Here is a 24437-nt window from a genome sequence, read left to right as displayed (position 1 = left end):
AGAATGTCTGTCGATACCCTTCCCCAGTCCTCCATCCCGATCACGTCGCCGCTGCGGCCGCGCTTCGGATTCCTGACCTCGACGCCGATCATCGCGGCAGCGACCATCTGCCTCGCTTTGGTTGTGCTGATCTCGATCCTGGCGCCGTTGATCGCGCCGTATGATCCGATCCAGCTTGCGCCCTCACAGCGGCTGAAGCCCTCTTCGGCGCAATTCCTGCTCGGCACCGACGCCTATGGCCGCGACCTGCTGTCGCGCGTCATGTATGGCGGACGCATTTCGCTTCTGATCGGCATCGGCTCGGCGATCATGTCGATCGTCATTGGGTTGGCGATCGGCCTCGTCTCCGGCTTCTTCAAGCTGGTCGATTCCGTCATGATGCGGATCATGGACGGCCTGATGGCAATGCCGAGCATCCTGCTGGCAATCGCCGTGGTGTCGCTGTCCGGCGCCAGCCTCTGGACCGTGCTGATCGCGATCACGATCCCCGAAGTTCCGCGCGTGGCACGCCTGGTGCGCTCGGTCGTGCTATCGGCGCGCGAAGAGCCCTATGTTGAAGCGGCGATCTCGGTCGGCACATCCCTGCCAAAGATCATGTGGCGGCATTTGATGCCGAACACGATCGCACCGCTGATCGTGCAGGGCAGTTACGTCTGCGCCTCCGCGATTCTCACCGAGGCCATCCTCTCCTTCCTCGGCGCCGGCATCTCGCCGGAAACGCCGACCTGGGGCAACATCATGGCCGAGGGCCGTCAGTACTTCCAGCTCAAGCCGACGCTGATCTTCTGGCCGGGCCTGCTGCTCTCGATCGCCATCCTCAGCATCAATTTGATCGGCGACGCCGCCCGCGACGCACTCGATCCGCGCATGAAGCAGCGGGAAGGCAAATGATGACCGATCAAGTGATGACCAGCCCGATCCTCGACATCAACAACCTCGTCGTCTCCGTCGGCAAGAAGCCGAATGCTGCAAACATCATCGAGGGCATCTCGATCCAGGTGCATGAGCGCGAGACGCTGTGCCTCGTCGGCGAAAGCGGCTCGGGCAAGTCCGTGACCTCGCTGACCACGATGGGTCTGCTGCCGAAGGGCACGCTGATTCCGACCGGCGGCAGCGTCAAGCTGGTCGGCGAGGAGATTCTCACCGCGACCGACCGCCGCCTGCGGCAGCTCCGCGCGACGCGGATGGCGATGATCTTCCAAGAGCCGATGACGGCACTCAATCCAGTGATGCCGGTCGGTCGCCAGATCGACGAGGTTCTCCGCGCGCACACCAAACTCGATGCGAAGGCGCGCAAGAAGCGCATCCTCGACATGATGGAGCAGGTGCGCCTGCCCCAGGTCGAGCGTATCTTTGCCTCCTACCCTCACCGACTCTCCGGCGGTCAACGCCAGCGCATCATGATCGCGATGGCGCTCGTGCTCGAACCGAAGCTTCTCATCGCCGACGAGCCGACCACCGCGCTCGACGTCACCACGCAGAAGCAGATTTTGACACTGATCCGCGACCTCCAGCGCGATCACGGTACCGCCGTGCTCTTCATTACCCACGACATGGGCGTGGTCGCCGAAATCGCCGACCGCGTCGCGGTGATGCGGCAGGGCCGACTGGTCGAGACCGGAACGCTGGATTCCATCCTGCGCAATCCGACCATGGAGTACACCCGCAACCTGCTCTCGGCAGTGCCGAGCCTGGTGCCGCGCGCGGCGCGGCCCGAGACCAAGGAACCGGTGGTGCTGGAGGCCAACGAGCTCGGCAAGGTCTATCGCGAGCGCGCGTTCTTCGGTAAAGGCCGCGAAGTCGTCGCCGCCGACAAGGTCACGCTGACGCTGCGCAAGGGCCGCACGCTCGGCATCGTCGGCGAGAGCGGCTCAGGCAAATCTACCGTGGCGCGCTGCATCGTCCGCCTGATCGACCCGACCTCCGGCGGCGTCCGCCTCTCCGGCCGCGAGATCTCGGACATCTCGCGGCGGCTGTTGCAGCCGCATCGCAAGAAGATCCAGATCGTATTCCAGGACCCCTACCGCTCGCTCAATCCGCGCGTCACCATCGGCGAAAGCATTGCGGAAGGCCCGGTCAATTACGGCGTGTCGCATACCGACGCAATGAAGCGTGCCCGCGAATTGCTCGAGCTGGTCGGCCTGCCCGCCGATGCGGTCGCGCGCTATCCGCACCAGTTCTCCGGCGGCCAGCGTCAGCGCATTGCGATCGCCCGCGCGCTCGCGCTCGATCCCGACGTGCTGGTCGCGGACGAGGCGGTCTCCGCCCTCGATGTCTCCGTGCAAGCGCAGGTGCTGGAACTGTTCGACGAGATCCAGAAGCGGCTCGGCATCGCCATCCTGTTCATCACTCACGATCTGCGCGTCGCCGCGCAGATCTGCGATGAGGTCGTGGTGATGCAACACGGCCGCGTCGTCGAGCAGGGCCCGGCCGCCGAAGTGCTGACGCATCCGAAGGAGGCGTACACCAGAGCCTTACTCGAGGCAGCGCCGGGCCGCGGCTGGGATTTCGCGAACTTCCGGCCGGTGTCGGAGGGTGTGGCCGCCAGCACCTAGTCTCTCGCCTCGTCATTGCGAGCGCAGCGAAGCAATCCAGAATCCCTCCGCGGGGACAACCTGGATTGCTTCGCCGCGTTCGCAATGACGCGGTTGCGACAAGCATTCCCAAAACGGCTTGACGCCATGCATGGCGCGATTGCTTCCCGGCTTGCTCTCGCCGCAAGCACAGGGCTAACGTCGCGCACTTTCAATTGCTGGACTTGAGTTGATGACACGTATCGCCGTCGGCGGCTTCCTGCACGAGACCAACACCTTCGCTCCGACGAAGGCGACGTTCGCGGACTTCCAGCACGGCGGCGGCTGGCCGGCGATGACGCAAGGACCCGACGTGCTGAAGGTGATGCGCCGCATCAATGTCGGCCTCGCCGGTTTCGTCGACAGCGCCGAGGCCCTCGGCTGGGAACTCATCCCGACCATCGCTTGCGGCGCCAGCCCCTCGGCGCATGTCACCAGGGACGCCTTCGAGCGTATCGTCAAGACGATGGTCGACGGCATCGCAGCCGCCGGCCCGATCGACGCCGTCTATCTCGATCTGCACGGCGCGATGGTCACGGAACATCTCGACGATGGCGAAGGCGAGATTCTGGCCCGCGTGCGCCGCGTCATCGGCAAGGACATTCCGCTGGTCGCGAGCCTCGACCTGCACGCCAACGTCACACCCGAGATGATGGAGCATGCGGACGCGCTGATCGCCTACCGCACCTATCCCCATGTCGACATGGCCGAGACCGGACGCGCCTCGGCCAAACATCTCGCGCTCCTCCTGAACACCAGGCAGCGTTTCGCAAAGGCCTTCCGGCAATTGCCGTTCCTGATTCCGATCAGCTGGCAGTGCACCAACGACCAGCCGACCAAGGGCATCTACGAAAAGCTTGCCGCGCTGGAGAGCGACGCGGTTCCGACGCTGTCCTTCGCGCCCGGCTTCCCCGCCGCCGATTTCCGCGATTGCGGGCCGAGCGTGTTCGCCTATGGCAAGACGCAAGCCGATGCCGACCGCGCGGCGGATGCGATCGTGAAGCTGATCGAAAGCCACGAGGACGATTTCGACGGCAAGATCTGGTCACCCGATGACGGCGTGCGCCACGCGATGGAACTCTCGAAGGGCGCGAGCAAGCCGATCATCATCGCCGACACCCAGGACAATCCCGGCGCCGGCGGCGATTCCGACACCACCGGCATGCTACGCGCGCTGGTACACAACAAGGCCAGTGCTGCGACGGGCGCGATCTACGATCCGGCATCGGCGAAAGCCGCGCATGAAGCCGGCGTCGGCGCTACCGTGACGCTGTCGCTCGGCGGCAAGTCGGGCATTCCCGGCGACGAGCCCTATCTTGAGACCTTCGTCGTCGAAAAACTTTCCGACGGCCGCTTCATCGCGCCCGGGCCCTACTATGGCGGCCGCGAGATGGAGATGGGCCCGTCCGCCTGCCTTCGCATCGGCGACGTCCGAATCGTCGTGAGCTCACACAAGGCGCAGCTCGCCGATCAGGCCATGTACCGCTATGTCGGCATCGAGCCAACCGAACAGAAGATTTTGGTCAACAAGAGCTCGGTGCACTTCCGCGCTGACTTCGAGCCGATCGCGGAAAAGCTGATGATCTGCGCTGCCCCCGGCGCGATGCCCGCGGATACGGCTACGCTGCCGTGGACGCGCCTGCGGCCGGGCATCCGCATCAAGCCGAACGGCCCGATTTTCACTCCCTCCTCACGCTAACTGGACAGAACACATGCCCACGATCGACCGCATCGACGGCTATGCCGACGAACTCACAGCCATCAGGCGCGACCTCCACGCCCATCCGGAAATTGGCTTCGAGGAAGTGCGCACCTCCGGCATCGTCGCAGACAAGCTGAAGAGCTGGGGCATCGAGGTGCATCGCGGTCTCGGCGGCACCGGCGTGATCGGCGTCATCAAGGGCAAGGGTTCGAGCGGCAAGCGGATCGGGCTTCGCGCCGACATGGACGCGCTGCCGATGGAGGAGAACACCAATCTGAAATGGAGCTCCAAAATCCCCGGCCGCTTCCACGGCTGTGGCCATGACGGCCACACCACCATGCTGCTCGGCACCGCGCGCTACCTCGCCGAAACCAAGAATTTCGACGGTACAGTGCACCTGATCTTCCAGCCGGCTGAGGAAGGTCTCGGCGGCGCCCGCGCGATGATCAAGGACGGACTGTTCGAGAAGTTTCCCTGCGACGAGCTCTACGGCCTGCACAACGCGCCCGACCTGAACCATGGCGAGATCGCGATCCTGCCCGGCCCCGCGATGGCCAGCGCCGACTTCTTCGATCTCCGCATCACCGGCTACGGCGCGCATGGCGCGATGCCCGAACGCTCCAAGGACGCTGTGATCATCGCGACCACGCTGGCGCAGGCGATCCAGACCATCGTCAGCCGCAACGTCGAGCCGCTGCAGGCCGCAGTCGTTTCGATCACGCAGATTCACGCCGGTTCCGCGTACAACGTCATCCCCGGCGAGGCGCATCTTTGCGGCACCATCCGCACTTTCTCGAAAGAAGTCCGCACCCTGATCAGCGAACGCATTCGCACGATCTGCGCTGGCATCGCGAGCGCCTATCAGTGCGTGATCGACGTCGACATCCGCGACACGTTCGATGTGCTGGTCAACCAGGTCGAGCAGTCCAAGGTGGTCGAAGACGTCGCGCGCACCATCGTCGACCCCGCCAACGTGATCACCCGCGCCCAGCCGAAGATGGGCAGCGAGGATTTCGCCGACATGCTGCAAACCATTCCGGGCGCCTATTTCTGGGTCGGCCACGACGGCTCGGTGCCCGTGCACAATCCCGGCTTCGTGCTCGACGACAAGATTCTGCCGATCGGTGCCAGCATGTTCGCCCGGATCATCGAGACCCGGATGCCGGTTGGTGCCCATGCATAAAAAGGGTGTCGAAGAGGAAGTCACCTCGCTGCACGATCTCTCCGCGGTCGATCTGATCGCGGGCTATCGCGCCAAGCAGTTCTCGCCGAGCGAGGTGCTGGAAGACGTGCTCGCGCACGTCGCCGCGTGGGAGCCGCACCTCAACGCGCTTTATGCATTCGATCCCGACGGCGCGCGCGAGGCCGCGAAGGCCTCGACCGCCCGCTGGTCCGGGGGCGAGCCCTCCGGAGCGCTCGACGGCGTGCCGGTGACGGTGAAGGACAACATCGCGACCAAAGGCGTGCCGGTGCCGCTGGGCGCGGCCAGCGTCAAGCTCGTGCCGGCCGAGAAGGACGCACCACCCGCGGCGCGCCTGCGCGAAGCCGGTGCGATCATCTTCGCCAAGACCACCATGCCCGACTACGGCATGCTGTCCTCGGGGCTGTCCTCTTTCCACGCGCTGGCGCGTAATCCCTGGGACCTCTCCAAAAATCCAGGCGGCTCCAGCGCCGGCGCGGGCGCCGCGGCCGCGGCCGGCTATGGCCCGCTGCATCTCGGGACTGATATCGGCGGCTCGGTCCGCCTGCCTGCGGGCTGGTGCGGCCTCGTCGGACTGAAGCCGAGCTTTGGACGCGTGCCGATCGATCCCGCCTATGTCGGCCGCGTCGCCGGTCCCATGACCCGCACCGTCGACGATTGCGCGCTGATGATGAGCGCGATCGCGAAACCCGACCGGCGCGACGGCACGAGCCTGCCCGCGGAGCCCCTCAACTGGAAGGGGCTGGAGAAATCCCCGCGCAAACTCCGCATCGGATTGATGCTCGATCCCGGCGTTGGCCTGGCGCTGGAGAAACCGGTGCGCGAGGTCGCTGTGAAGGCGGCGAAAGCGTTCGAATCCGCAGGGGCCGTCGTCACCGAAGTCGACGGCATCCTCACGCGCGAGATGCTCGACGGCCTCGACAACTTCTGGCGCGCACGGATGTGGGATGATCTGTCGAAGCTGACGCCCGCCGAACAGGCAAAGGTGCTGCCCTACATTTTCAAGTGGGGCGAGTCCGGCGCGAAGCTCTCGGGCGTCGACGTCATCCGTGGTTTCAACCAGACCATGGCAATCCGCGCGGCGGCATCAAAGCTGTTCTGCGAGCTCGACTATGTGATCTCGCCGACCGCGCCGAACGTGAGCTATCCGGCGGAGTGGGCCTCGCCGACCAACGATCCCATGAAGCCGTTCGAGCACATCGCCTATACCGTCCCGTGGAATATGTCGGAGAATCCGGCGATCTCCATCAACGGCGGCTTCGACGCCAAGGGTTTTCCCATCGGCGTGCAGATCGTCGGCCGCCGCTTCGACGATATCGGCGTGCTTGGCATGGCCAAGGCGTTCGAGAGCCTGCGCGGGGCGCAGAAGCCCTGGCCGAGCCCGCCGGCGAAGTAGAGCCTGGCCAACAAACGCCCAGTCCGCACAAGACGGACGCTGGCGTTCATGCATGACGTCTCTTAGAGACAGAATTCAGGACAGGGAAGGAAACCACCATGGCGTATGAGACGATCAAATACGATGTCGCCGAGCAGATCCTCACCATCACGCTGAACCGGCCCGACAAGCTCAACGCCTTCAACGCGCAGATGCAAGGAGAGCTGATCGACGCGTTCGACGCAGCCGACAAGGACGACGACGTCCGCGCCATCATCGTCACAGGCGCCGGTCGCGGTTTTTGCGCGGGCGCAGACCTTTCGTCGGGCGCGGATACGTTTGATCGCGACGCCCGGCGCGGGCCAGTGAAGCGCTTTGCCGATGGCAAGGTCGACTACAGCGATTCCCAGGTGCGCGACGGTGGCGGCCAGGTGACATTGCGCATCTTCAAATGCCTCAAGCCTGTGATTGCCGCGGTGAACGGTCCCGCGGTCGGCATCGGCGTCACCATGCAGCTCGCGATGGACATCCGTATCGCCTCCGACGCCGCGCGCTTCGGCTTCGTGTTCTCCCAGCGCGGCATCGTGCCGGAGGCCGCCTCGAGCTGGTTCCTGCCGCGCATCGTCGGCATCTCGCAGGCGCTGGAATGGTGCTATTCGGGCCGCGTCTTCCCGGCGCAGGAAGCCCTCGCCGGACGCCTCGTCAGCAAGGTCGTAGCCCCCGATGATCTGCTGCCGACCGCCCGCGCGCTCGCCAAGGAATTCGCGGCGAAGACGGCACCGGTGTCGGTGGCACTGATCCGCCAGATGATGTGGCGCATGATGGGCGCCGACGATCCGATGGAGGCCCACAAGGTCGACAGCCGTGGCATCTACGCCCGCGGCCGCTCGGACGATGTGAAGGAAGGCGTGGTGTCGTTCCTGGAGAAGCGCCCGGCTCAGTTCAAGAACAAGGTGTCGAGCGACATGCCGGATTATTTCCCGTGGTGGACGGAGCGGGAGTACAAGTAAGGCATCGTACGGTGGGCAAAGCGAAGCGCGCCCACCATTCTTGTCACGGCTGCCGATAAATGGTGGGCACGGCGCTCACGCGCCTTTGCCTACCCTACGACACCGTCACTCCATCAACAACGCCACGCGCCCGATCGCCTTGCGGTCGAGCAACAGCCGCATCGCCTTCGCAACCTCCTGCAGCGGCAGGCGGTGCGAGACGTTAGGCCGGAGCTTGCCCTCTTCGGCCCATTGGAGCAACGCCTTCAGCCTGCTCTCGCCGAGCGCGGGATTTTTCCGTACCGCTTCGCCCGCTCGCACGCCGAGCACGCTGGCACCCTTGATCAGCAGGAGATTGGTTTTCGCCGAGCCGATGCCGCCGGTGAAGCCGATCACCAGCAGCCGTGCGCCCCAGGCGATGCAACGCATCGAATTCTCGAACACTTCGCCGCCGACGGGATCGAACACGACGTCGGCACCGCGACCGTCGGTGATCCGTTTGACGGCATCACGAAACGGCTCGCGGTCGTAGCGCACGAGATGATCGGCGCCCCGCGCCTTGGCGATCGCGAGCTTTTCGTCGCTGGACGCCGTCGCGATCACGGTCGCGCCCAGCATCTTGCCGATCTCGACGGCAGCAAGGCCCACGCCGCCGCCGGCGCCATGCACCAGCAGCACCTCGCCCGGCTCGAGCCGGCCGCGGTCGATCAGCGCGTGATAGGCGGTGCCGTGCCCGGCGAGATAGGTCGCGGCTTCCGCATAGTCGAACGTCGATGGCATCGGCGTGAGCTGCGACGGGATCACCACGGCTTCATCCGTGAAAGCGCCGTGCCGCATCTTGACGATGACCTTGTCGCCGACGGCGACGCCGCTCGCGCCCGCGCCGACCTCGGTCACGTCGCCGGCTGCCTCCACGCCCGGCGTGAACGGCAGCTCCGGCTTGAGCTGGTATTCGCCGGCCGCCATCAGCACGTCGGGAAAATTCAGGCCGGCGGCACGGATCGCGACGCGCACTTCGTCCGGCTTCAGGTCGCGCGACGGAAACTCTTCAAGCTGCAATTTTTCGGGCGCGCCGAGCGCGCGGCAGACGACAGCCCGCACCATCAGGCCGCGCTCGCCTTGCCGCGCAGCAGCGCCTCGCGGATCAACGGCAGGCGGTCATTGCCGAAATACATGTCGGTCTTGCCGACAAATATCGTCGGCGAGCCAAAGCCGCCGCGGGCGACGACTTCTTCGGTGTTGGCCTTGAGCTGATCCTTGATCCCCTGCCCCGAAATGCCCGCGAAGAATTTCTGCTCGTCGACGCCCACCTTCCTGCAGATCTCGGCGAGCACCGCGTCCTGCGAGATGTCCTTGTCCTCGCCCCAGTAGGTCTCGAACACCGCCGTGGCGAAAGGCACCGAGTCCTGCCCGAGCCAGATGCAGCCACGCATCGCTTTCACGCTGTTCACCGGAAATACCGTCGGCGGCATCTTGATCGCGAGGCCGGCCGAGCGCGACCAGTCGGCAAGGTCCTTTTTCATGTAGCGCGCCTTCAGCGGCACCGGTGTCTCACGCTGCGCGTAGACACTTGGATTGACCGTATTGAAGATGCCGCCCACCAGGATCGGCCGCCAGACGATCTCCGCGCCAACCTCCCTGGCCAGCGACTGGATGTTGTGGAAGGCGAGATAGGTCCAGGGGCTGGAACAGTCGAAGAAGAATTCGATCATGGCGTTTCCGGTCCGGCGCCGCCGGTTTCAAGGCGACTTTTGTTGTTCTGTACCTCGACGTTAAGACATGGCAGGAAGGGGCGCAATCATAACCCGCCGTGAGGGCCGCCATGCTGTTTCCAACCACGATCGCCGGCTCCTTGCCGAAGCCGGAATGGCTCGCCGAGCCCAACATGCTCTGGGCGCCCTGGAAGTCGCAGGGCGAGGAGCTTGTCCGCGCCAAGCGCGACGCGACGATGCTTGCCGTCAAAGTCCAGGAGGATGCCGGCATCGACATCGTCACCGAGGGCGAGCAGGCCCGGCAACATTTCGTCCACGGTTTCCTGGAGAAGATCGAGGGCATCGACTTCGCCCACAAGGTCGAGATGGGCATCCGCAAGGATCGCTACAAGGCGATGGTGCCGCAGGTCGTCGCCCCGCTCCGGCTGAAGAGCCGCGTCCACGTCGACGAGGCGCGCGTCGCCCGCGCGCACACGAGGAAGAAGCTCAAGTTCACCCTGCCCGGCCCGATGACCATCATCGACACCATTGCCGATCGCTACTATGGCGACCGCGTCAAGATGGCCTTTGCGTTCGCCGAACTCCTGAACGAGGAAGCCAAGGCGCTGCAGGCCGACGGCGTCGATCTCGTGCAGTTCGACGAGCCCGCGTTCAACGTCTACATGGACGAGGTCAACGACTGGGGCATCAAGGCGCTGGAGCGCGCCGCGCAGGGCCTGACCTGCGCCACCGCCGTGCACATCTGCTACGGCTACGGCATCAAGGCCAACACCGACTGGAAGGAAACGCTCGGCGCGCAATGGCGGCAGTACGAGCAGATCTTTCCCGCGATCGACGCCAGCCCGATCCAGCAGGTCGCGATCGAGTGCCGCAACTCGAAGGTACCGCTCGACCTGCTCGCGCTGCTCAAGTCCAAGATCGTGCAGGCCGGCGTGATCGACGTCGCCAGCGACACGGTCGAGACCGCCGAGGATGTCGTGCAGGTGATCGACGCAGTGTCGAAATTCGTGCCCAAGAGCAACATCATCGCCACCACCAACTGCGGCATGGCGCCGATGCGGCGCGAGATCGCCGAAGCCAAGCTGATGGCGCTCGGGGCCGGTGCCGCGCTGGCACGCGAGAAGCTGGGTTAAGGCTGTGACCGATCCGCTTTCGTTATTGCGACGCTTGCGGCGATCGCGCTGCCGGCGTGCGGTGAGGATCGTTCCGTGCTTCTCAATTGCGAGGCGATGGTGGAGCACGACAGTCGATGAAAACGGTAAGCCGCTGCGCTAGGGGCGTGCGGTCGGATGCAGCACAGGTTGATATCCAGCGATGATCGCGCGCAAGGTGGAAGGCGGCGTCAGCAACAGCGGGTGATCGAGGGCGCTGCTATGCGGGGCGTAGCCCGCGGGTGACCACAGCAGCGTCCTGCCCTGCGCGACGAGGAAGCAATCATCGCCCTGTTGGACCATCGCGCCGTCCGGCAATTCCACGAGCGGCCTCGGCAGCGCATGCAGCCGTTTCTTGCCGCGATCGAGCCGTTCCCGATGCAGTACGGCATCCATCGCCTTGGCGCTGATGCCGCTTGCACTGTTGCCCGTCTCCCATGCAACGCGAAAGCGCTTGGCATCATCGCGGCGGCAGAAGAAGCAGGGACGGTGGCCTGCGGCAAAGGCCGTGGCTTCGTCAAGAAAGAACAGCTCGGTCCAGCTCCGTCGCGCCATCACCGGCCGCCGCCAGCCGCGGAATTCACACAGGCAAGCGATCCAAGCCGGCGACGACCAGCGCTTTTTCAATAGCGTCTTGGTCGCGGGATCATGGATGATGCCGCGGTTACCGGTGAACAGGCCGCGGTGCGGTGTCGCGATAATCTCGCCGGTCGGCGTGACGCGGTTTTGCAGGGGCATGGTCGCCTCCGCCCGTCATTGCGAGGAGCGAAGCGACGAAGCAATCCAGACTATTTCCGCGGACACATTTCTGGATTGCTTCGCTGCGCTCGCAATGACGGCGATAATCACGCCGCTCCGTCGCGAAGCGGCGGGTGATAGGACAGCGCGGTGTCCCAGGGGAAGAAGATCCAGGTGTCCTGCGAGACTTCCGTGATGAAGGTATCGACCAGCGGACGTCCCTTCGGCTTGGCGTAGACGGTGGCGAAATGCGCGTCGGGGAGCATCGCGCGCACCAGCTTGCCGGTCTTGCCGGTATCCACGAGGTCGTCGACGATCAAAAGCCCCTTGCCGGTGCGGCCGCCGAGCTTCATTACGTCTTCGGAAATACCCTTCAGCACTTTGAGGTCACCCTGCTTGTCGTGGTCGTAGCTGGCGATGCAGACCGTATCGATCACGCGCACGCCAAGCTCGCGCGCCACGATAGCGGCCGGCACGAGGCCGCCGCGGGTGATCGCGATCACCGCATGAAACGGACCAACCTCATTGAGCCGCCAGGTCAGTGCCCGGCAATCTCGGTGGAACTGGTCCCACGAGACCGGAAAGGGGCGGCCCGCCCGTTCCTCCGCACTTAATTCCGGTGCTTCACCAGCCATCGTCGTCTCCTGCTTCGTCTGCCGGCAGCTAGGTTGCTAGCGGGTGATGTTCAATCCCGCCAGCATTTCCTTCACTGCCGCCATTGCGGCTGCGAGCTTGTCCGCATCGCGCGAACGCACCACCAGATTGGTGTTCGGCTTCTGCTCTTCATCCATGAAGGGATAGCTGCCGATGATGGTGTCGGGATGTTGGGCGGCAATCGCCCGCAGCGGGCTGCCGATGTCGCCTTCCCGCGCATTGGCGCGGACCGATTCGGAGAGCATGCGCACGCCCGATTTCAGCTTGGGCGAGACGATGTCCATCATCGCCTGCATGATCGAGGGCACGCCCGCCATCACGATGACATTGCCGATCTTGAACCCGGGGGCGAGGATGGTCGCGCTCTGGATCAGCTCGGCACCATCGGGGATGCGGGCCATGCGCAGGCGGGCCTCGTTGAGGTCCTGCTCGCTCCAGCGCTCGCGGAAACGGGCGACCACCTCCGGGTGATGGTCGATGCCGACGCCGAACGCCTTGGCGACGCTATCAGCGGTGATGTCGTCATGGGTCGGCCCGATGCCACCGGTGGTGAAGACATAGGTGTAGCGATGCCGCAGTGCATCCAACGCGGCAATGATGTCGGGCTCGTCGTCGGAGACGACCCGGACCTCCTTCAGGTCGATGCCGATATTGGTCAGGTATTCGGCGATGAAGCCGATGTTCTTGTCCTTGGTCCGGCCGGACAGGATTTCGTCCCCAATAACCAGAATACCCGCCGTGACGATCTCGCTCATACCTCAAGTCCCTCACCTGTCGGCCCGACTTTGCCGAGGTAACGCGTTGAAGTCACGCGCTTTTGCTGCCGAAATAAGCAGTCCTCAGCCATTTTTTCAGGCAAGCCGCCGGCCATCCCCGGCAAATGTCCTCTCCCCATGCTTATCGCGCTGGCCCGGCCCTTGCTACCGCATGAAAGTCATGCACTCTTGCCGCATGGCTAGGACGTTGCGGTCTTCACCAAGGCCTCGCGGCCTGTCGAATGGCGCAACGCCTTGCGGAGACAAGTCGGGATCTATGGCAGTCGCGTTTGATGAAATGAACATTCCCGGTGGGGACCTTCGCCCCGCCTATCAGGAGCTGGCGCGCTGGCTCAAGGAGACGCCTCCCGAGGCGCTCGAATATCGCCGCCAGGAGGCCGAGCTCCTGTTCCGCCGCATCGGCATTACCTTCGCGGTCTATGGGGACTCCGAGTCGACGGAGCGCCTGATCCCCTTCGACGTGATCCCGCGGATCATGTCCGGCAAGGAATGGTCGCTGCTGGAGAAGGGCCTGAAGCAGCGCGTGCGCGCGCTCAACATGTTCCTGCGCGACATCTATCACGGCCGCGACATCCTCCGCGCCGAGATCGTGCCCGACGACCTCATCTTTCAGAACCCGGTCTTCCGCCCGGAGATGAACGGTCAGCAGGTGCCGCACGACGTCTACGTGCACATCGCCGGCATCGACATCGTCCGGGTCGATGCCGAGGACTTCATCGTGCTGGAGGACAATGCACGCACGCCCTCCGGGGTGTCCTACATGCTGGAAAACCGCGAGATCATGATGCGGCTGTTTCCTGACCTGTTCGCCCGCCACAGGGTGGCGCCGGTCGAACGCTATCCGGACGAGCTGCTATCCGCCCTGCGCTCGGTGGCGCCGCAAAGCGCCTCCGGCGAGCCGACCGTCGCGTTGCTCACGCCGGGCGTCTACAACTCGGCCTATTACGAGCACTCCTTCCTCGCCGACAAGCTCGGTATCGAGCTGGTCGAGGGCCGCGACCTCATCGTCAAGAACAACGAAGTGTTCATGCGGACGACCGAGGGCGTGAAACGGGTCGACGTGATCTACCGCCGCGTCGACGACGACTACCTCGATCCCCTCACCTTCCGGCCCGACTCCGCGCTCGGGGTGCCCGGGCTGATGTCGGCCTATGCGGCCGGCAACATCACGCTCGCCAACGCCGTCGGCACCGGCATCGCCGACGACAAGGCGATCTACTCCTACATGCCGGACATCGTAAAATTCTACCTGGGCGAGGAGCCGATCCTGAAGAACGTGCAGACCTGGCGCTGCCGCGAGCCGAAGGACCTCGCCTATGTGCTGGACCATCTGAGCGAACTCGTCGTGAAGGAGGTGCACGGCTCGGGCGGCTACGGCATGCTGATTGGTCCTGCCGCGACCAAGGCGACGATCGAAGCCTTCCGCGAAAAGCTCAAGCGCGAGCCCGAAGGCTTCATTGCGCAGCCGACGCTGGCGCTCTCGACCTGCCCGACCTGCACGGCATCCGGCCTTGCGCCACGCCACGTCGACCTGCGGCCGTTCGTGCTCACCGGCAGCAAGAGCACCACGATCGTGCCCGGCGGGTTGACACGCGTTGCCCTGAAGGAAGGCTCCCTGGTGGTGAATTCGAGCCAGGGCGGCGGTACCAAAGATACCTGGATCCTGGACGAGTAGAGAGATGCTGTCGCGTACCGCCGAAAACCTCTATTGGCTCGCCCGTTACGTCGAACGGGCCGAGTATCTCGCGCGCACCATCGATGCGACGCTGCGCGTCACCGCGCTTCCCGCCGCCTATATCGGCAAGACCAACGAATGGGACTCGGCGCTTTTGACTGCCGGCGTCGCCGCAAGCTTCTATCAGCAGTACGAAGAAGCCAACGAGCACAACGTCGTCGATTATCTCTCGTTCTCGGCGGACAATCCGTCGTCGATCAGGAACTGCATCGAGGCGGCGCGGCTGAATTCGCGCTCGGTGCGCACAGCGCTGACGAGCGAGATGTGGGACACCATCAACTCGGCCTGGATCGAATTGCAGGAGGTCTGGAGCAGAGGGACCTCCACGCGCGAGGATCTCGCAAAGTTCCTGCGCTTCGTGCAGGAAACCTCGCTGCGCTTCGACGGCTCGGCCTACCGGACCATGTTGCGCAACGACGCGTACTGGTTCTCGCGGATGGGCCTGCATCTCGAACGCGCCGACAACACCGCGCGCATTCTCGACGTGAAATACCATGTGCTGCTGCCCGAGGAGGAGCATGTCGGCGGCCCGCTCGATTTCTACCAGTGGACCTCGATCCTGCGCTCGGTTTCGGCACTGACGGCCTATCACTGGGTCTATCGCGAAACACTGAAACCCTGGCTGATCGCGGATTTGCTCATCCTCAACGATTCGCTGCCGCGTTCGCTCGCAAGCTGCTACGGCAATCTGGTGCGCAATCTCGATCAGATCGGGGTCGCCTATGGCCGCCAGGGCCCGGCCCAACGCCATGCCCGCGGCATCCGCAACCGGCTGGAACACAGCAATATGAACGACATTTTCCAGCATGGCGTGCATGAATTCATTCAGGAATTCATCTCGGACAATTCCAGACTGGGCGAAATCATCACGAAGCAGTATTTGATCTGATACTGCTGTCATTCCGGGGACGCCCGCAGGGCTAGCCCGGATCGATGACGCGACAACAACGGTCCACCATGCGCCTGCGAATCCTGCACACCACCACCTATCGCTACGAGCCGCAGGCCACGAGCGTGATCCAGATCCTGCGCATGACGCCCGGCAGCCATGACGGGCAATATGTTGCGGAGTGGCAGATCGACGTGTCGACCGACACCAAGCTCGACACCCACGAGGACGCGTTCGGCAACGTCACCCATGTCCTGTCCTGCGGACCGGTCGGCGACATCAAGATCACCGCCGAGGGCCTGATCGAGACCCACGACACCGGCGGCGTTCTCCGCGGCGCCGATGAGCGCTTTCCGGCCGGCATGTTCTTGCGCGCCACCGACCTCACCACGGTCAATCCGGCGATGAATGCGGTCGCGCGCCAGCTGCGCAGCGAGGCCGAGAGCGACACGCTCGGCTTCCTGCACACGCTGATGACGCAAATCAGCGATCACATGACGTTCGACGAGGACCCGACCAACAGCGGCACGTCGGCGGCGGAAGCGTTCACGCTCAAGCGCGGCGTCTGCCAGGACTACGCGCACATCTTCATCGCCTGCGCCCGCAGCGGCGGCGTGCCGGCGCGCTTCGTCTCCGGCCATTTTCTGCGCTCCGACGGCACGGTGCATCAGGACGCGGGCCATGCCTGGGCAGAGGCCTATGTCGACGGTCTCGGCTGGGTCGGCTTCGATCCCGCCAACAGCATCTGCGCCACCGACGCCCATGTCCGCGTCGCGATCGGGCTCGATTATCTCGGCGCAGCCCCCGTGCGCGGCACCCGCTATGGCGGCGGCGCGGAGACGCTGTCGGTGACGGTCAAGGTCGAGCAGGCCGGCCGCGGCGGCCAGTCGCAATCGCAGTCCCAGCGGCAGAGCTGAACCGCGCCAAGCAAGCCCCTCGCCCGCGCACAGCTCCACCCTGCCGCCCCTCGGCAATCGGGGGTTGGAGCGGCCCTTGAAATTGGCTAGTAATTCCGCGCAAACGCGTTCGGGGACTGGAAATGACCTATTGTTGCGGAATTCTGGTTCGGGACGGTCTGGTGATGATCGCCGACACCCGCACCAATGCCGGCCTCGACAACGTCTCGACCTTCCGCAAGCTCCACATCTTCTCCAAGCCCGGCGACCGCATCATGGCGATCGCCAGCGCCGGCAACCTCGCGATCAGCCAATCGGTGCTCTCGACGCTGACCGAGGGCCTCGAAGACCCCAACACGGGTGAGATCGAGACGCTGATGAACGCGCCGACCATGTTCCAGGCCGCCCAGCGCATCGGCCGGGCGATCCGGGCCGTGCACGCGACCGAAGGCCCGGCGCTCAAATCAGAGGACGTGTCGTTCGATGTGTCCTTCCTGTTCGGCGGCCAGATCAACGGCGCGCGCATGCGACTGTTCATGGTCTACACCGCCGGCAATTTCATCGAATGCACCACCGACACGCCCTATTTGCAGATCGGCGAGCACAAATACGGCAAGCCGGTGCTCGACCGCGCCATGCATTACGACGTCGAACTCTACGAGGCGCTGAAGACCGGGCTGATCTCGATGGATTCGACCATGCGCTCGAATCTCGGCGTCGGCCTGCCGATCGACGTGCTGGTGGTGCGCGCCGACGCCTGCGAGGCCGATCTCAATCACCGCATCGAGGCGGGCGAACCCTATTTCCACGATTTGCGCTCGCGCTGGTCGGCGGCCTTGCGCGCCGCGCATCAGAACATTCCACGGCCGCCCTACAAGAACGAAAAAGAATCCAAAACCTGACAGCTCAAGAGAAAAGGCAGGAAACGATGAGTGAAGCGAAAAAGATCGCAGTGGTGACGGGCGCCGGCACCGGAGTCGGGCGCGCTGCGTCATTGGCCCTGATGAACACAGGCTTCACCGTGGTGTTGGTCGGGCGCCGGCCCGACATGCTCGAGGAGACGGCCAAGCTCGGCCCCGCGGGAAAAAGCCTCTGCGTCACCGCCGACATGACCAAGCCGGACTCGATTGCCGCGCTGTTCGACAAGGTGAAGGCCACCTTCGGCCGGCTCGACGTGCTCTTCAACAATGCCGGCATGGGCGCGCCGCCGGTGAACTTCGAGGATCTCAGCCTCGAGCAGTGGCAGGCGGTGGTGAACACCAACCTCACCGGCCCGTTCCTGTGCACCCAGCACGCCTTCCGCATCATGAAGGACCAGAGCCCGCGCGGCGGCCGCATCATCAACAACGGCTCGATCTCGGCGCATGCGCCGCGGCCGTTCTCGGCCGCCTACACCTCGACCAAGCACGCCATCACCGGCCTGACCAAGGCCTCCAACCTCGATGGCCGCATGTACGACATCGCGGTCGGGCAGGTCGACATCGGCAACGCCGCAACGCCCATGACCGACCGCATGGTCAACGGCCCGGGCGTGCTGCAGCCCGATGGCACGTCGAAGCAGGAGCCGCGCATGGATGCGAAAGCGGTCGGCGACGCCGTCGCCTACATGGCCGGCCTGCCGCTCGATGCCAACGTGCTGACCATGACCGTCATGGCAACCAAGATGCCGTTCGTGGGACGGGGCTGAATAAAAAACGCGAAAACAACCCCATGCACAGTAGGCGGCATGGGGTTGCGGCCTCGCTCCGCAAGCGGACGTGAAGTCGGCTAAATCTCCGCACTGCTTCAACAATCGTCATTGCGAGCGCAGCGAAGCAATCCAGACTACCGCTGTGGCAAGATTCTGGATTGCTTCGTCGCACCAGCGCAAAATTGCTTCGCAATGACGGGGAGAGAACGAGCGAGCTCCTACTCCAAGCTTTCCACCTGCCGCAGGCTCGGAAACAGCTTCATCCACAACAGCGCCACCGCGACCGTGCAGACGCCGCCCAGCACGGCTGCCGGCATGGCGCCAAACAATGCGGCGGCGACCCCGCTCTCGAACTGGCCGAGCTGGTTCGAGGCGTTGATGAAGAGGAAGTTCACCGCACCGACCCGACCGCGCATCTCGTCGGGGGTCGCGAGCTGCACCAGCGAGAAGCGGATCACGACGCTGATCGTATCGGCCGCGCCGAGAACGGCGAGCGCGAGCACCGACAGCCACATCCAGGACGACAAAGCGAACACGATTGTTGCGACGCCGAACACGATCACGGCCTGAAACATGCGCAGGCCCACGTGCCGCGAAATGGCGTGACGGGCCAGCACCATGGTCATCAGCAACGCGCCGACCGCAGGCGCGGCGCGCAGGATCCCGAGCCCCATCGGACCGGTCTGGAGGATGTCGCGGGCATAGATCGGCAGAAGCGCGGTGACGCCGCCGAACAGCACCGCGAACAGATCGAGCGAGATGGTGCCGAGGATCGCAGGATTGCTGCGGATGAAGCGAACGCCGGCGAAGATATTGTCGGCGCCCGCGATATCCTTGGCGATCGCCTGCGGGCGCGGACGGATGAAGCCGGTCAGGATCATCCCGAAGATCCAGAACAGCACCATCACGGTGTAGGCGAGATGCGGCGCGACCGCGTAGGCAAAACCGCCGAGCGCCGGCCCCGTAATAGTCGCGACCTGCGCCGCTCCGCTGGAGACGGCGGTGGCGCGCTGGAGCGAGCCCTGCGGCGCGATCGCCGGCAGCAGCGCAGCAGTGGTCGGACTTTCGAAGGCCCCGGCAATGCCCAGCACGAAGGTCGCCACGAAAATCTGAACTTCGCTGACAAGGCCGAGATAGGTGATGACGCCGAGATAGAGCGCGGTCGCGGCTTCCACGAGCTGGCAGAGCTGGACCACGCGCTTGCGCTCGTAGCGGTCGGCGGCATGGCCGGCGACGAACACCAACAGCGCCGTGGGCAGGAATTGCACGAGGCCGACCATGCCGAGGTCGAAGGCCGAGCCGGTGAGATCGTAGATCTGCCAGCCGATCGCGACCGCCGCAATCTGGCTGGAGAAACGCGACAGGCTGCGCGAGAGCAGAAAGAACAGGAAGGCGCGATGGGAGAGGAGCGCGCGGGCACTGACCGGCGGGTTTCCCGATATTGGCTGGTCTGGCATCGCCTGTTCGGTCACCCTCGGACTATCCGGCTCCTGATGTCGACGTGCTCCGCGTGGCTGACGCGGACCTGCTTGTCAACAGCGGGACGCTCCGACAATCTCCCGGCATTGCGTTTGCAACGCAGGGGTGGCCATAATCATCGGGGTTTGGGGACATCATGCTGCGGCTGCAATCGGCACTCGGCGTTTTCGCATTGCTGTTGATCGCCTTGGTCCTAAGCGAGAACCGCCGCGCGGCCTCGCTGCGCCAGGCGGCGATCGGCCTCGTCGCCACCTTCGTCACCGCGATCGTTCTCCTGAAGGTGCCTGTCGTCGCGCGCGCCTTCGGTGCTATCAACGACGCCGTGGGCGCGATCTCGGCGGCCTCGCGCGCCGGCTCCTCTTTCGTGTTCGGCTATGTCGGCGGCGGTCCCCTGCCCTTCGATCTGAAAGCACCGGGTGCCGATTTCGTCCTGGCATTCCAGGCGCTGCCGATCGTGCTGGTCATGAGCGTGCTGACGACGCTCTTGTTCTATTGGCGCATGCTGCCGCCGGTCGTGCGCGGCATGGCCTGGCTGCTGGAGCGGACGCTCGGCGTCGGCGGCGCAGTCGGGCTCTCGACCGCCGCCAACATCTTTCTCGGCATGGTCGAGGCGCCGCTGTTCGTGCGGCCTTATCTCGCGCAGATGACCCGCAGCGAGTTGTTCCTGGTGATGACCGGCGGCATGGCCGGCATCGCCGGCACGGTACTGGTGCTGTATGCGACGCTGCTTGCTCCCCTCATTCCCGACGCAGCCGCGCATTTCGTCATCGCGTCGGTGCTGGGCGCGCCGGCCGCGATCCTGGTCAGCCTAATCATGGTGCCGGAGACATCCGACAAGCGCACCGGCGGCGCACTGGAAGATCCCGAGACGGAAGTCTCCGGCACGATGGACGCGATCGTGAAAGGGACCGGCGCGGGGATCGAGCTGCTGATCAACATCGTCGCGATGTTGCTGGTGCTGGTGGCGCTGGTCTATCTCGTCAATGCGATCCTCGGCCTGCTGCCTGATATCGGCGGCGCCGCGATCTCGTTGCAGCGCCTGCTCGGCCTCGTGATGGCGCCGGTGTGCTGGCTGATGGGATTGCCGTGGGACCAGGCGATCACCGCCGGCAGCCTGATGGGCACGAAAACCGTGCTGAACGAGCTGATCGCCTATGTCGACTTCTCGAAGCTGCCGCCCGGCACACTCGATCCGCGCTCGCGCCTGATCATGCTGTATGCGATGTGCGGCTTCGCCAATTTCGCCAGCCTCGGCATCATGATCGGCGGTCTCGGCGTGATGGCGCCGGAACGGCGCGAGGAAATCAACGCGCTGGGGCTGAAGTCGATCGTGTCGGGAACGCTGACGACGTGTCTGATGGGAGCAGTGGTGGGGGTGTTGAGCTAGCTCTCTCCACTCGTCACTCCGGTCGACCGCACAACTTCGACTTCTGCAATATACGCCGCACCTCAGGTAGCTTGGCACGGCACGGCTCGACCGCCATGGCCTTCGCCTCACTGTTTCGTCCCTGCGCCCACAGCAACACCGCCATCAAGCCCTGCGCCCCGATGCGCACCGGTCCACCCGCCACATCCGAAGCGGCGAGCGACATGGCAGTTCGCGCTTCTGTTTCAGCGGCACTGAGGTTCGCTTTTTCAAGGAAGAAGACCGCACGGAACAGATGAGCCCGCGGGTCTTTCGGATAGCGGATGACGATATCTGAAGACCGGCTCGTCATCTCGCCAGCGTTCGGCGGCACTTCCGATGCGCGGATATACTGCACGGCATCAGCCATGTAGGACGAATAATGAGCGGCGGCGAAGCCGGCGCAGATCACAGATCCGACGAATCCTCCGAGCAACACCATGCCGGTGCTCCGCGGCAGGCTGTCATAGGACCAGAAGGCGAGCCACGGCACGATGGCAAGCGCACCGCCGGCCAGCGCACCACCTGCATGGGCAAAATAGTTGACATTGCCGGAGGCTCCAAAGGCAAGCGGCAGCAGAGCGGGAACACCAAAGAAGAGCGACGTCTTCAGTCTCGACATTGTTTGCTCGGCGTCCGCCTCTGACTCGAAGCTCGCGACGAACAGCGCCGCGATGAGCCCGGTAATGGCGCCGGACGCACCGACGCTCACCGTGCCGGGGCCATTGCCCAGAAGCGAGCCGGCCTCCCCGGCCAGTGCACTGGCGACGAAGATCAGCGAAAACCAGCCACGACCGATCAGGCTCTCCAGCCTGACGCCGACGATGAACAGCGCAACGCAGTTGCCTATGAGATGCCCATTGCTGCCATGCAGAAGCGGCGCAAGGCCGATCCGCCACCACTCGTTCCTTCCGACAACCAGATCGTAGCCGGACGCGCCCTGAGCGATCAGCGAACGGACATCGAGTGAACCGTCCGGCCCAATGTCCATGGCGAGACTGCGTTGCAGAGCGTAGATCAGGAGCAGACAGAAAATCAGGCCGATGGTGAGGAAAGGGATATCGGCCAGAAGCTTGTTGTCGCCCAAAAGCGTCCCCTCACCGGGCAGGGGCCGGGGAGCGATCGGTGCGGCGTCGGGTTGAAGCGGTGCGGGTTGAAATGATCCTCTTGGAGAAGGCGCTACGACGCCGCGTCGGCCAAAAGGGTTTGTCGCCATGAAAACATTTCCCGCATTTTCACAGCCTTGAGTTGACGCGAGAGGTATTTTCGACTGGTTACCGCCCGTCCTGCGGACGGCTGAAACCATCCGATTGGTAACTGCCCGGTTTCACGGATCGGACGCCTTCTAACGATCGGCTGATCGTGGAAGTACTGAGTAAGCCCTCTCTAAGCCAAAGCTCCAGCCACGGTGCGAAATGCCATGACCGCGCGATCAATATCCGCATCATCGATATGGCGATGGGTCACGCAGCGCAATCGACGCCTGCCCCAGGGCCTCGCCCTCAGGCCCTCCCTCTCCAGAGCCCCCGACCACGCGGCGCTGTCGCGCCCGGAGAGAGAGACATCGACCTGCACGATATTCGTCTGTGGGATTGTCGCGCTGATCTTTGGATGCATCCCATTCAACGCATCACTCAGGGCTCGCGCACGCCGGTGATCCTGCGCCAGACGCGTCCCCATGACCTGAACCGCCTCCAGGCCGGCCGCGGCCAGGACGCCGATCTGGCGCTGCGTGCCTCCGAGCATGCGGCGAAACCTGCGGCTGCTGTCGATCACCGCGCGTGGCCCGGCGAGCACGGCACCGGCGGGTGCGCTCAGGCCCTTCGACAAACACAGAGAAACCGTGTCGCAATGTCTGGCAATTTCGGCCGGCGCCGTTTCAAGGGCGACGGCGGCGTTGAACAGCCGCGCGCCGTCGAGATGCACCGGGACACCGCGGGCCGAGGCCATGGCGTGCACGGCCTGCATATGATCCAGCGGCAATACGGCGCCGCTCGCGTTGTTGTGCGAGGTTTCCATTGCGACAAGAGCGGTCCCGAGCTTGAGCCCCTCGCCCTGCAGGGCGTCCTCCAGCAAATTCAGATCCATGGCGCCGGCGGTGCCGGCAATGGCGAGGTAGAACTGCCCCGTAAACGTCGCCGCCCCTCGTTCCGAGGTGTACATATGGGCATTCGATTCCAGCACGATCTGTTCGCTGCGCTGCGACTGCGCCAGCGTCGCCAGCAGATTGGCCATGGTGCAGCTCGGCACAAACAGGCCCGCATCCTTGCCCAACGCCGCAGCCGCGACGGCCTCCAGCTCCTGCACCGTGGGGTCACCGTCCAGCCCGTCATCGCCGAGCGGCGCCGAGGCCATGCGGGCATACATCGCCTCGGTCGGCTTGGTGACAGTATCGCTGCGCAGGTCGATGGGTGGCAACCCGGCGCCCGCCGGACTCGTGTCGTGTTGATGTGCCATTGCGAGACCTCTAGAGCGCTTGTCGCATCATTCGTAGACTGCCGGATCGCCGGAATCGGTCGGGTTGGCCAGCGCCCGCTTGAGGGCGGCGCTCATCGGGAATTTCAGGTTGAGGCCATGCGGTGGAATCGGTGAATTGAAATATTTGTCGTAGAGCGCCGCAATCTGCCCGCTCTTCATCAGGTCGATCACGGCATCGTCGACCATCTTCTTGAAAGCAGGATCATCCTTGGGTTGGACGATACCATAGGGCGCCGTCTCGAGGCTCTTGCTACCGATCAGGAAGTCATCCGGCGTTCTGGACGAGGCGACCGTGGCATAGGCAAGACCGTCATCGTTGGCGGTGCCGGCCACTCGGCCCGTCGATACCAACAAGAAGGTCTCGGCGGTGTCCTTGGCCGGCACCACCGTGATGCCGAGATTTTCCCTGGCATTGATCAGCGTAATCACCTTAAAGGTCTGGCCGCCGGCTTGGGCGGCGATGGCCTTGCCGCGAAACGAAGCCGGGTCGTTGACATCGACCCGGCCATCCTTGCGCGCGACGAGGACGACCTGCGCAACGAAGGTGGTGGGAGCAAAGGCAACGAGTTTATGCCGCTCGACATTATTGGTCGTGTTGCCGCATTCGAGATCGATCGTGCCGTTGGCGAGCAGCTGAATACGTGTCGCCGAGGTTATGGGGTTGTAGCGAACCTCGAGCTTGGGAAGCTTGAGGGCCGTCTTGATCGCCTGCACCACCTGTTCACAGATTTCCACGGTGTAACCGATCGGCTTCTGGTTGCCGTCGAGATAGGCGAAGGGCACCGAGGTCTCGGGGTACCCCAATGTGATCGAGCCGCTCTCACGGATCTTGTCCAGCCTGCCCGCGCCCTGGGCCATGGCCTCGCTGGAAAGAAAAACACCAGCGACGGTCGCCGCGGCCAGTGCCTTGATCATCGTCGCTTTCATATATCCCCTCTTGTCGCAAATGCCGGTGACGCCGTCCACGGTGGGTGAGCAAACCCAGGACAGCTCC

Annotated in this window: 22 protein-coding genes; 13 read left to right on the top strand and 9 right to left on the bottom strand. The window is 64.4% G+C overall.

Annotated elements, in window-relative coordinates; genetic code table 11:
- The first annotated feature begins 3 nt into the window (after positions 1 to 3).
- From IVB40_RS13475 to IVB40_RS13450, 6 genes are all read left to right on the top strand, one after another.
- Positions 4 to 891, top strand: a complete 888-nt coding sequence (locus tag IVB40_RS13475; RefSeq protein ID WP_007611875.1) for an ABC transporter permease — start codon at positions 4 to 6, stop codon at positions 889 to 891.
- Between the two features lie 14 nt (positions 892 to 905).
- Entirely contained in the window at positions 906 to 2555 is a 1650-nt protein-coding gene (locus IVB40_RS13470) for an ABC transporter ATP-binding protein (protein WP_247819534.1), read from the top strand.
- Between the two features lie 211 nt (positions 2556 to 2766).
- Positions 2767 to 4272 (top strand): M81 family metallopeptidase, encoded by a 1506-nt coding sequence (locus tag IVB40_RS13465; protein WP_247819041.1) that lies wholly within the window; start codon positions 2767 to 2769, stop codon positions 4270 to 4272.
- Positions 4273 to 4285: 13 nt separating this feature from the next.
- Positions 4286 to 5458 carry a M20 aminoacylase family protein gene (locus tag IVB40_RS13460; protein WP_027567765.1) on the top strand — a complete coding sequence of 391 codons (1173 nt, stop codon included), beginning with the start codon at positions 4286 to 4288 and terminating at the stop codon, positions 5456 to 5458.
- On the top strand, positions 5451 to 6872 hold the full coding sequence (locus IVB40_RS13455) for an amidase (protein WP_247819533.1): 1422 nt from the start codon (positions 5451 to 5453) through the stop codon (positions 6870 to 6872). The genes IVB40_RS13460 and IVB40_RS13455 overlap by 8 nt, the downstream gene beginning before the upstream one ends.
- Before the next feature lie 98 nt (positions 6873 to 6970).
- Entirely contained in the window at positions 6971 to 7861 is an 891-nt protein-coding gene (locus IVB40_RS13450) for a crotonase/enoyl-CoA hydratase family protein (RefSeq protein ID WP_027567763.1), read from the top strand.
- 105 nt (positions 7862 to 7966) lie between these two features.
- On the opposite strand, the gene IVB40_RS13445 is transcribed toward IVB40_RS13450, so the two are convergent.
- Both IVB40_RS13445 and IVB40_RS13440 read right to left on the bottom strand, forming a co-directional pair.
- The gene (locus tag IVB40_RS13445; protein WP_247819040.1) at positions 7967 to 8944 is read right to left on the bottom strand and encodes an NADPH:quinone oxidoreductase family protein; all 978 of its coding nucleotides are present in this window, start codon (positions 8942 to 8944) and stop codon (positions 7967 to 7969) included.
- Positions 8944 to 9552: a 2-hydroxychromene-2-carboxylate isomerase gene (locus IVB40_RS13440; RefSeq protein ID WP_247819039.1), complete on the bottom strand. Its 609-nt coding sequence runs from the start codon at positions 9550 to 9552 to the stop codon at positions 8944 to 8946. Before IVB40_RS13440 ends, IVB40_RS13445 begins: the two co-directional genes overlap by 1 nt.
- 110 nt (positions 9553 to 9662) lie before the next feature.
- On the opposite strand from IVB40_RS13440, the gene IVB40_RS13435 reads away from it, so the two are divergent.
- A complete protein-coding gene (locus IVB40_RS13435) occupies positions 9663 to 10685 on the top strand; it encodes a methionine synthase (RefSeq protein WP_247819038.1) in 1023 nt (340 codons plus the stop codon).
- A gap of 138 nt (positions 10686 to 10823) precedes the next feature.
- On the opposite strand, the gene IVB40_RS13430 is transcribed toward IVB40_RS13435, so the two are convergent.
- The 3 genes from IVB40_RS13430 to IVB40_RS13420 form a co-directional block, all read right to left on the bottom strand.
- A complete protein-coding gene (locus tag IVB40_RS13430) occupies positions 10824 to 11441 on the bottom strand; it encodes a hypothetical protein (protein ID WP_247819037.1) in 618 nt (205 codons plus the stop codon).
- Between the two features lie 107 nt (positions 11442 to 11548).
- Entirely contained in the window at positions 11549 to 12076 is a 528-nt protein-coding gene (gene gpt, locus IVB40_RS13425) for a xanthine phosphoribosyltransferase (protein ID WP_247819036.1), read from the bottom strand.
- 36 nt (positions 12077 to 12112) lie between these two features.
- Positions 12113 to 12850, bottom strand: a complete 738-nt coding sequence (locus IVB40_RS13420) for a molybdopterin-binding protein (RefSeq protein ID WP_027567758.1) — start codon at positions 12848 to 12850, stop codon at positions 12113 to 12115.
- A gap of 277 nt (positions 12851 to 13127) precedes the next feature.
- Here IVB40_RS13420 and IVB40_RS13415 point away from each other — a divergent pair, with 277 nt between their 5' ends.
- From IVB40_RS13415 to IVB40_RS13395, 5 genes are all read left to right on the top strand, one after another.
- A complete protein-coding gene (locus IVB40_RS13415; RefSeq protein WP_027518749.1) occupies positions 13128 to 14546 on the top strand; it encodes a circularly permuted type 2 ATP-grasp protein in 1419 nt (472 codons plus the stop codon).
- Positions 14547 to 14550: 4 nt separating this feature from the next.
- Positions 14551 to 15495, top strand: coding sequence for an alpha-E domain-containing protein (locus IVB40_RS13410; RefSeq protein ID WP_027567757.1), 945 nt, complete (start codon positions 14551 to 14553; stop codon positions 15493 to 15495).
- A 68-nt stretch (positions 15496 to 15563) separates the two neighbouring features.
- Complete coding sequence (locus IVB40_RS13405; protein ID WP_027518751.1) at positions 15564 to 16412, top strand: transglutaminase family protein; 849 nt, start codon at positions 15564 to 15566, stop codon at positions 16410 to 16412.
- Between the two features lie 122 nt (positions 16413 to 16534).
- A complete protein-coding gene (locus tag IVB40_RS13400) occupies positions 16535 to 17293 on the top strand; it encodes a proteasome-type protease (protein WP_027567755.1) in 759 nt (252 codons plus the stop codon).
- Positions 17294 to 17319: 26 nt separating this feature from the next.
- Positions 17320 to 18078 (top strand): SDR family oxidoreductase, encoded by a 759-nt coding sequence (locus IVB40_RS13395; RefSeq protein ID WP_247287184.1) that lies wholly within the window; start codon positions 17320 to 17322, stop codon positions 18076 to 18078.
- 221 nt (positions 18079 to 18299) lie between these two features.
- On the opposite strand, the gene IVB40_RS13390 is transcribed toward IVB40_RS13395, so the two are convergent.
- The gene (locus IVB40_RS13390; RefSeq protein WP_247362287.1) at positions 18300 to 19538 is read right to left on the bottom strand and encodes an MFS transporter; all 1239 of its coding nucleotides are present in this window, start codon (positions 19536 to 19538) and stop codon (positions 18300 to 18302) included.
- Between the two features lie 158 nt (positions 19539 to 19696).
- On the opposite strand from IVB40_RS13390, the gene IVB40_RS13385 reads away from it, so the two are divergent.
- Complete coding sequence (locus IVB40_RS13385; RefSeq protein ID WP_247362290.1) at positions 19697 to 20947, top strand: nucleoside transporter C-terminal domain-containing protein; 1251 nt, start codon at positions 19697 to 19699, stop codon at positions 20945 to 20947.
- A gap of 13 nt (positions 20948 to 20960) precedes the next feature.
- On the opposite strand, the gene IVB40_RS13380 is transcribed toward IVB40_RS13385, so the two are convergent.
- The 3 genes from IVB40_RS13380 to IVB40_RS13370 form a co-directional block, all read right to left on the bottom strand.
- Positions 20961 to 22052, bottom strand: a complete 1092-nt coding sequence (locus tag IVB40_RS13380) for a rhomboid family intramembrane serine protease (RefSeq protein WP_247362292.1) — start codon at positions 22050 to 22052, stop codon at positions 20961 to 20963.
- Between the two features lie 299 nt (positions 22053 to 22351).
- Positions 22352 to 23422 (bottom strand): GntG family PLP-dependent aldolase, encoded by a 1071-nt coding sequence (locus tag IVB40_RS13375; protein ID WP_247819035.1) that lies wholly within the window; start codon positions 23420 to 23422, stop codon positions 22352 to 22354.
- A 27-nt stretch (positions 23423 to 23449) separates the two neighbouring features.
- The gene (locus tag IVB40_RS13370; protein WP_247819034.1) at positions 23450 to 24409 is read right to left on the bottom strand and encodes an amino acid ABC transporter substrate-binding protein; all 960 of its coding nucleotides are present in this window, start codon (positions 24407 to 24409) and stop codon (positions 23450 to 23452) included.
- Between the last annotated feature and the right edge of the window lie 28 nt (positions 24410 to 24437).

It is taken from the genome of Bradyrhizobium sp. 40 (assembly GCF_023100925.1).
Classification (GTDB): Bacteria; Pseudomonadota; Alphaproteobacteria; order Rhizobiales; family Xanthobacteraceae; genus Bradyrhizobium.
This window is presented reverse-complemented; position numbering and strand designations above follow the sequence as displayed.

Bases quoted from the DNA above. Each gene is read 5' to 3' on its own strand.
- IVB40_RS13475 (WP_007611875.1), top strand. From the start codon at position 4: ATGTCTGTCGATACCCTTCCCCAGTCCTCCATCCCGATCACGTCGCCG.
- IVB40_RS13470 (WP_247819534.1), top strand. From the start codon at position 906: ATGACCAGCCCGATCCTCGACATCAACAACCTCGTCGTCTCCGTCGGC.
- IVB40_RS13465 (WP_247819041.1), top strand. From the start codon at position 2,767: ATGACACGTATCGCCGTCGGCGGCTTCCTGCACGAGACCAACACCTTC.
- IVB40_RS13460 (WP_027567765.1), top strand. From the start codon at position 4,286: ATGCCCACGATCGACCGCATCGACGGCTATGCCGACGAACTCACAGCC.
- IVB40_RS13455 (WP_247819533.1), top strand. From the start codon at position 5,451: ATGCATAAAAAGGGTGTCGAAGAGGAAGTCACCTCGCTGCACGATCTC.
- IVB40_RS13450 (WP_027567763.1), top strand. From the start codon at position 6,971: ATGGCGTATGAGACGATCAAATACGATGTCGCCGAGCAGATCCTCACC.
- IVB40_RS13445 (WP_247819040.1), bottom strand. From the start codon at position 8,944: ATGGTGCGGGCTGTCGTCTGCCGCGCGCTCGGCGCGCCCGAAAAATTG.
- IVB40_RS13440 (WP_247819039.1), bottom strand. From the start codon at position 9,552: ATGATCGAATTCTTCTTCGACTGTTCCAGCCCCTGGACCTATCTCGCC.
- IVB40_RS13435 (WP_247819038.1), top strand. From the start codon at position 9,663: ATGCTGTTTCCAACCACGATCGCCGGCTCCTTGCCGAAGCCGGAATGG.
- IVB40_RS13430 (WP_247819037.1), bottom strand. From the start codon at position 11,441: ATGCCCCTGCAAAACCGCGTCACGCCGACCGGCGAGATTATCGCGACA.
- gpt (WP_247819036.1), bottom strand. From the start codon at position 12,076: ATGGCTGGTGAAGCACCGGAATTAAGTGCGGAGGAACGGGCGGGCCGC.
- IVB40_RS13420 (WP_027567758.1), bottom strand. From the start codon at position 12,850: ATGAGCGAGATCGTCACGGCGGGTATTCTGGTTATTGGGGACGAAATC.
- IVB40_RS13415 (WP_027518749.1), top strand. From the start codon at position 13,128: ATGGCAGTCGCGTTTGATGAAATGAACATTCCCGGTGGGGACCTTCGC.
- IVB40_RS13410 (WP_027567757.1), top strand. From the start codon at position 14,551: ATGCTGTCGCGTACCGCCGAAAACCTCTATTGGCTCGCCCGTTACGTC.
- IVB40_RS13405 (WP_027518751.1), top strand. From the start codon at position 15,564: ATGCGCCTGCGAATCCTGCACACCACCACCTATCGCTACGAGCCGCAG.
- IVB40_RS13400 (WP_027567755.1), top strand. From the start codon at position 16,535: ATGACCTATTGTTGCGGAATTCTGGTTCGGGACGGTCTGGTGATGATC.
- IVB40_RS13395 (WP_247287184.1), top strand. From the start codon at position 17,320: ATGAGTGAAGCGAAAAAGATCGCAGTGGTGACGGGCGCCGGCACCGGA.
- IVB40_RS13390 (WP_247362287.1), bottom strand. From the start codon at position 19,538: ATGCCAGACCAGCCAATATCGGGAAACCCGCCGGTCAGTGCCCGCGCG.
- IVB40_RS13385 (WP_247362290.1), top strand. From the start codon at position 19,697: ATGCTGCGGCTGCAATCGGCACTCGGCGTTTTCGCATTGCTGTTGATC.
- IVB40_RS13375 (WP_247819035.1), bottom strand. From the start codon at position 23,422: ATGGCACATCAACACGACACGAGTCCGGCGGGCGCCGGGTTGCCACCC.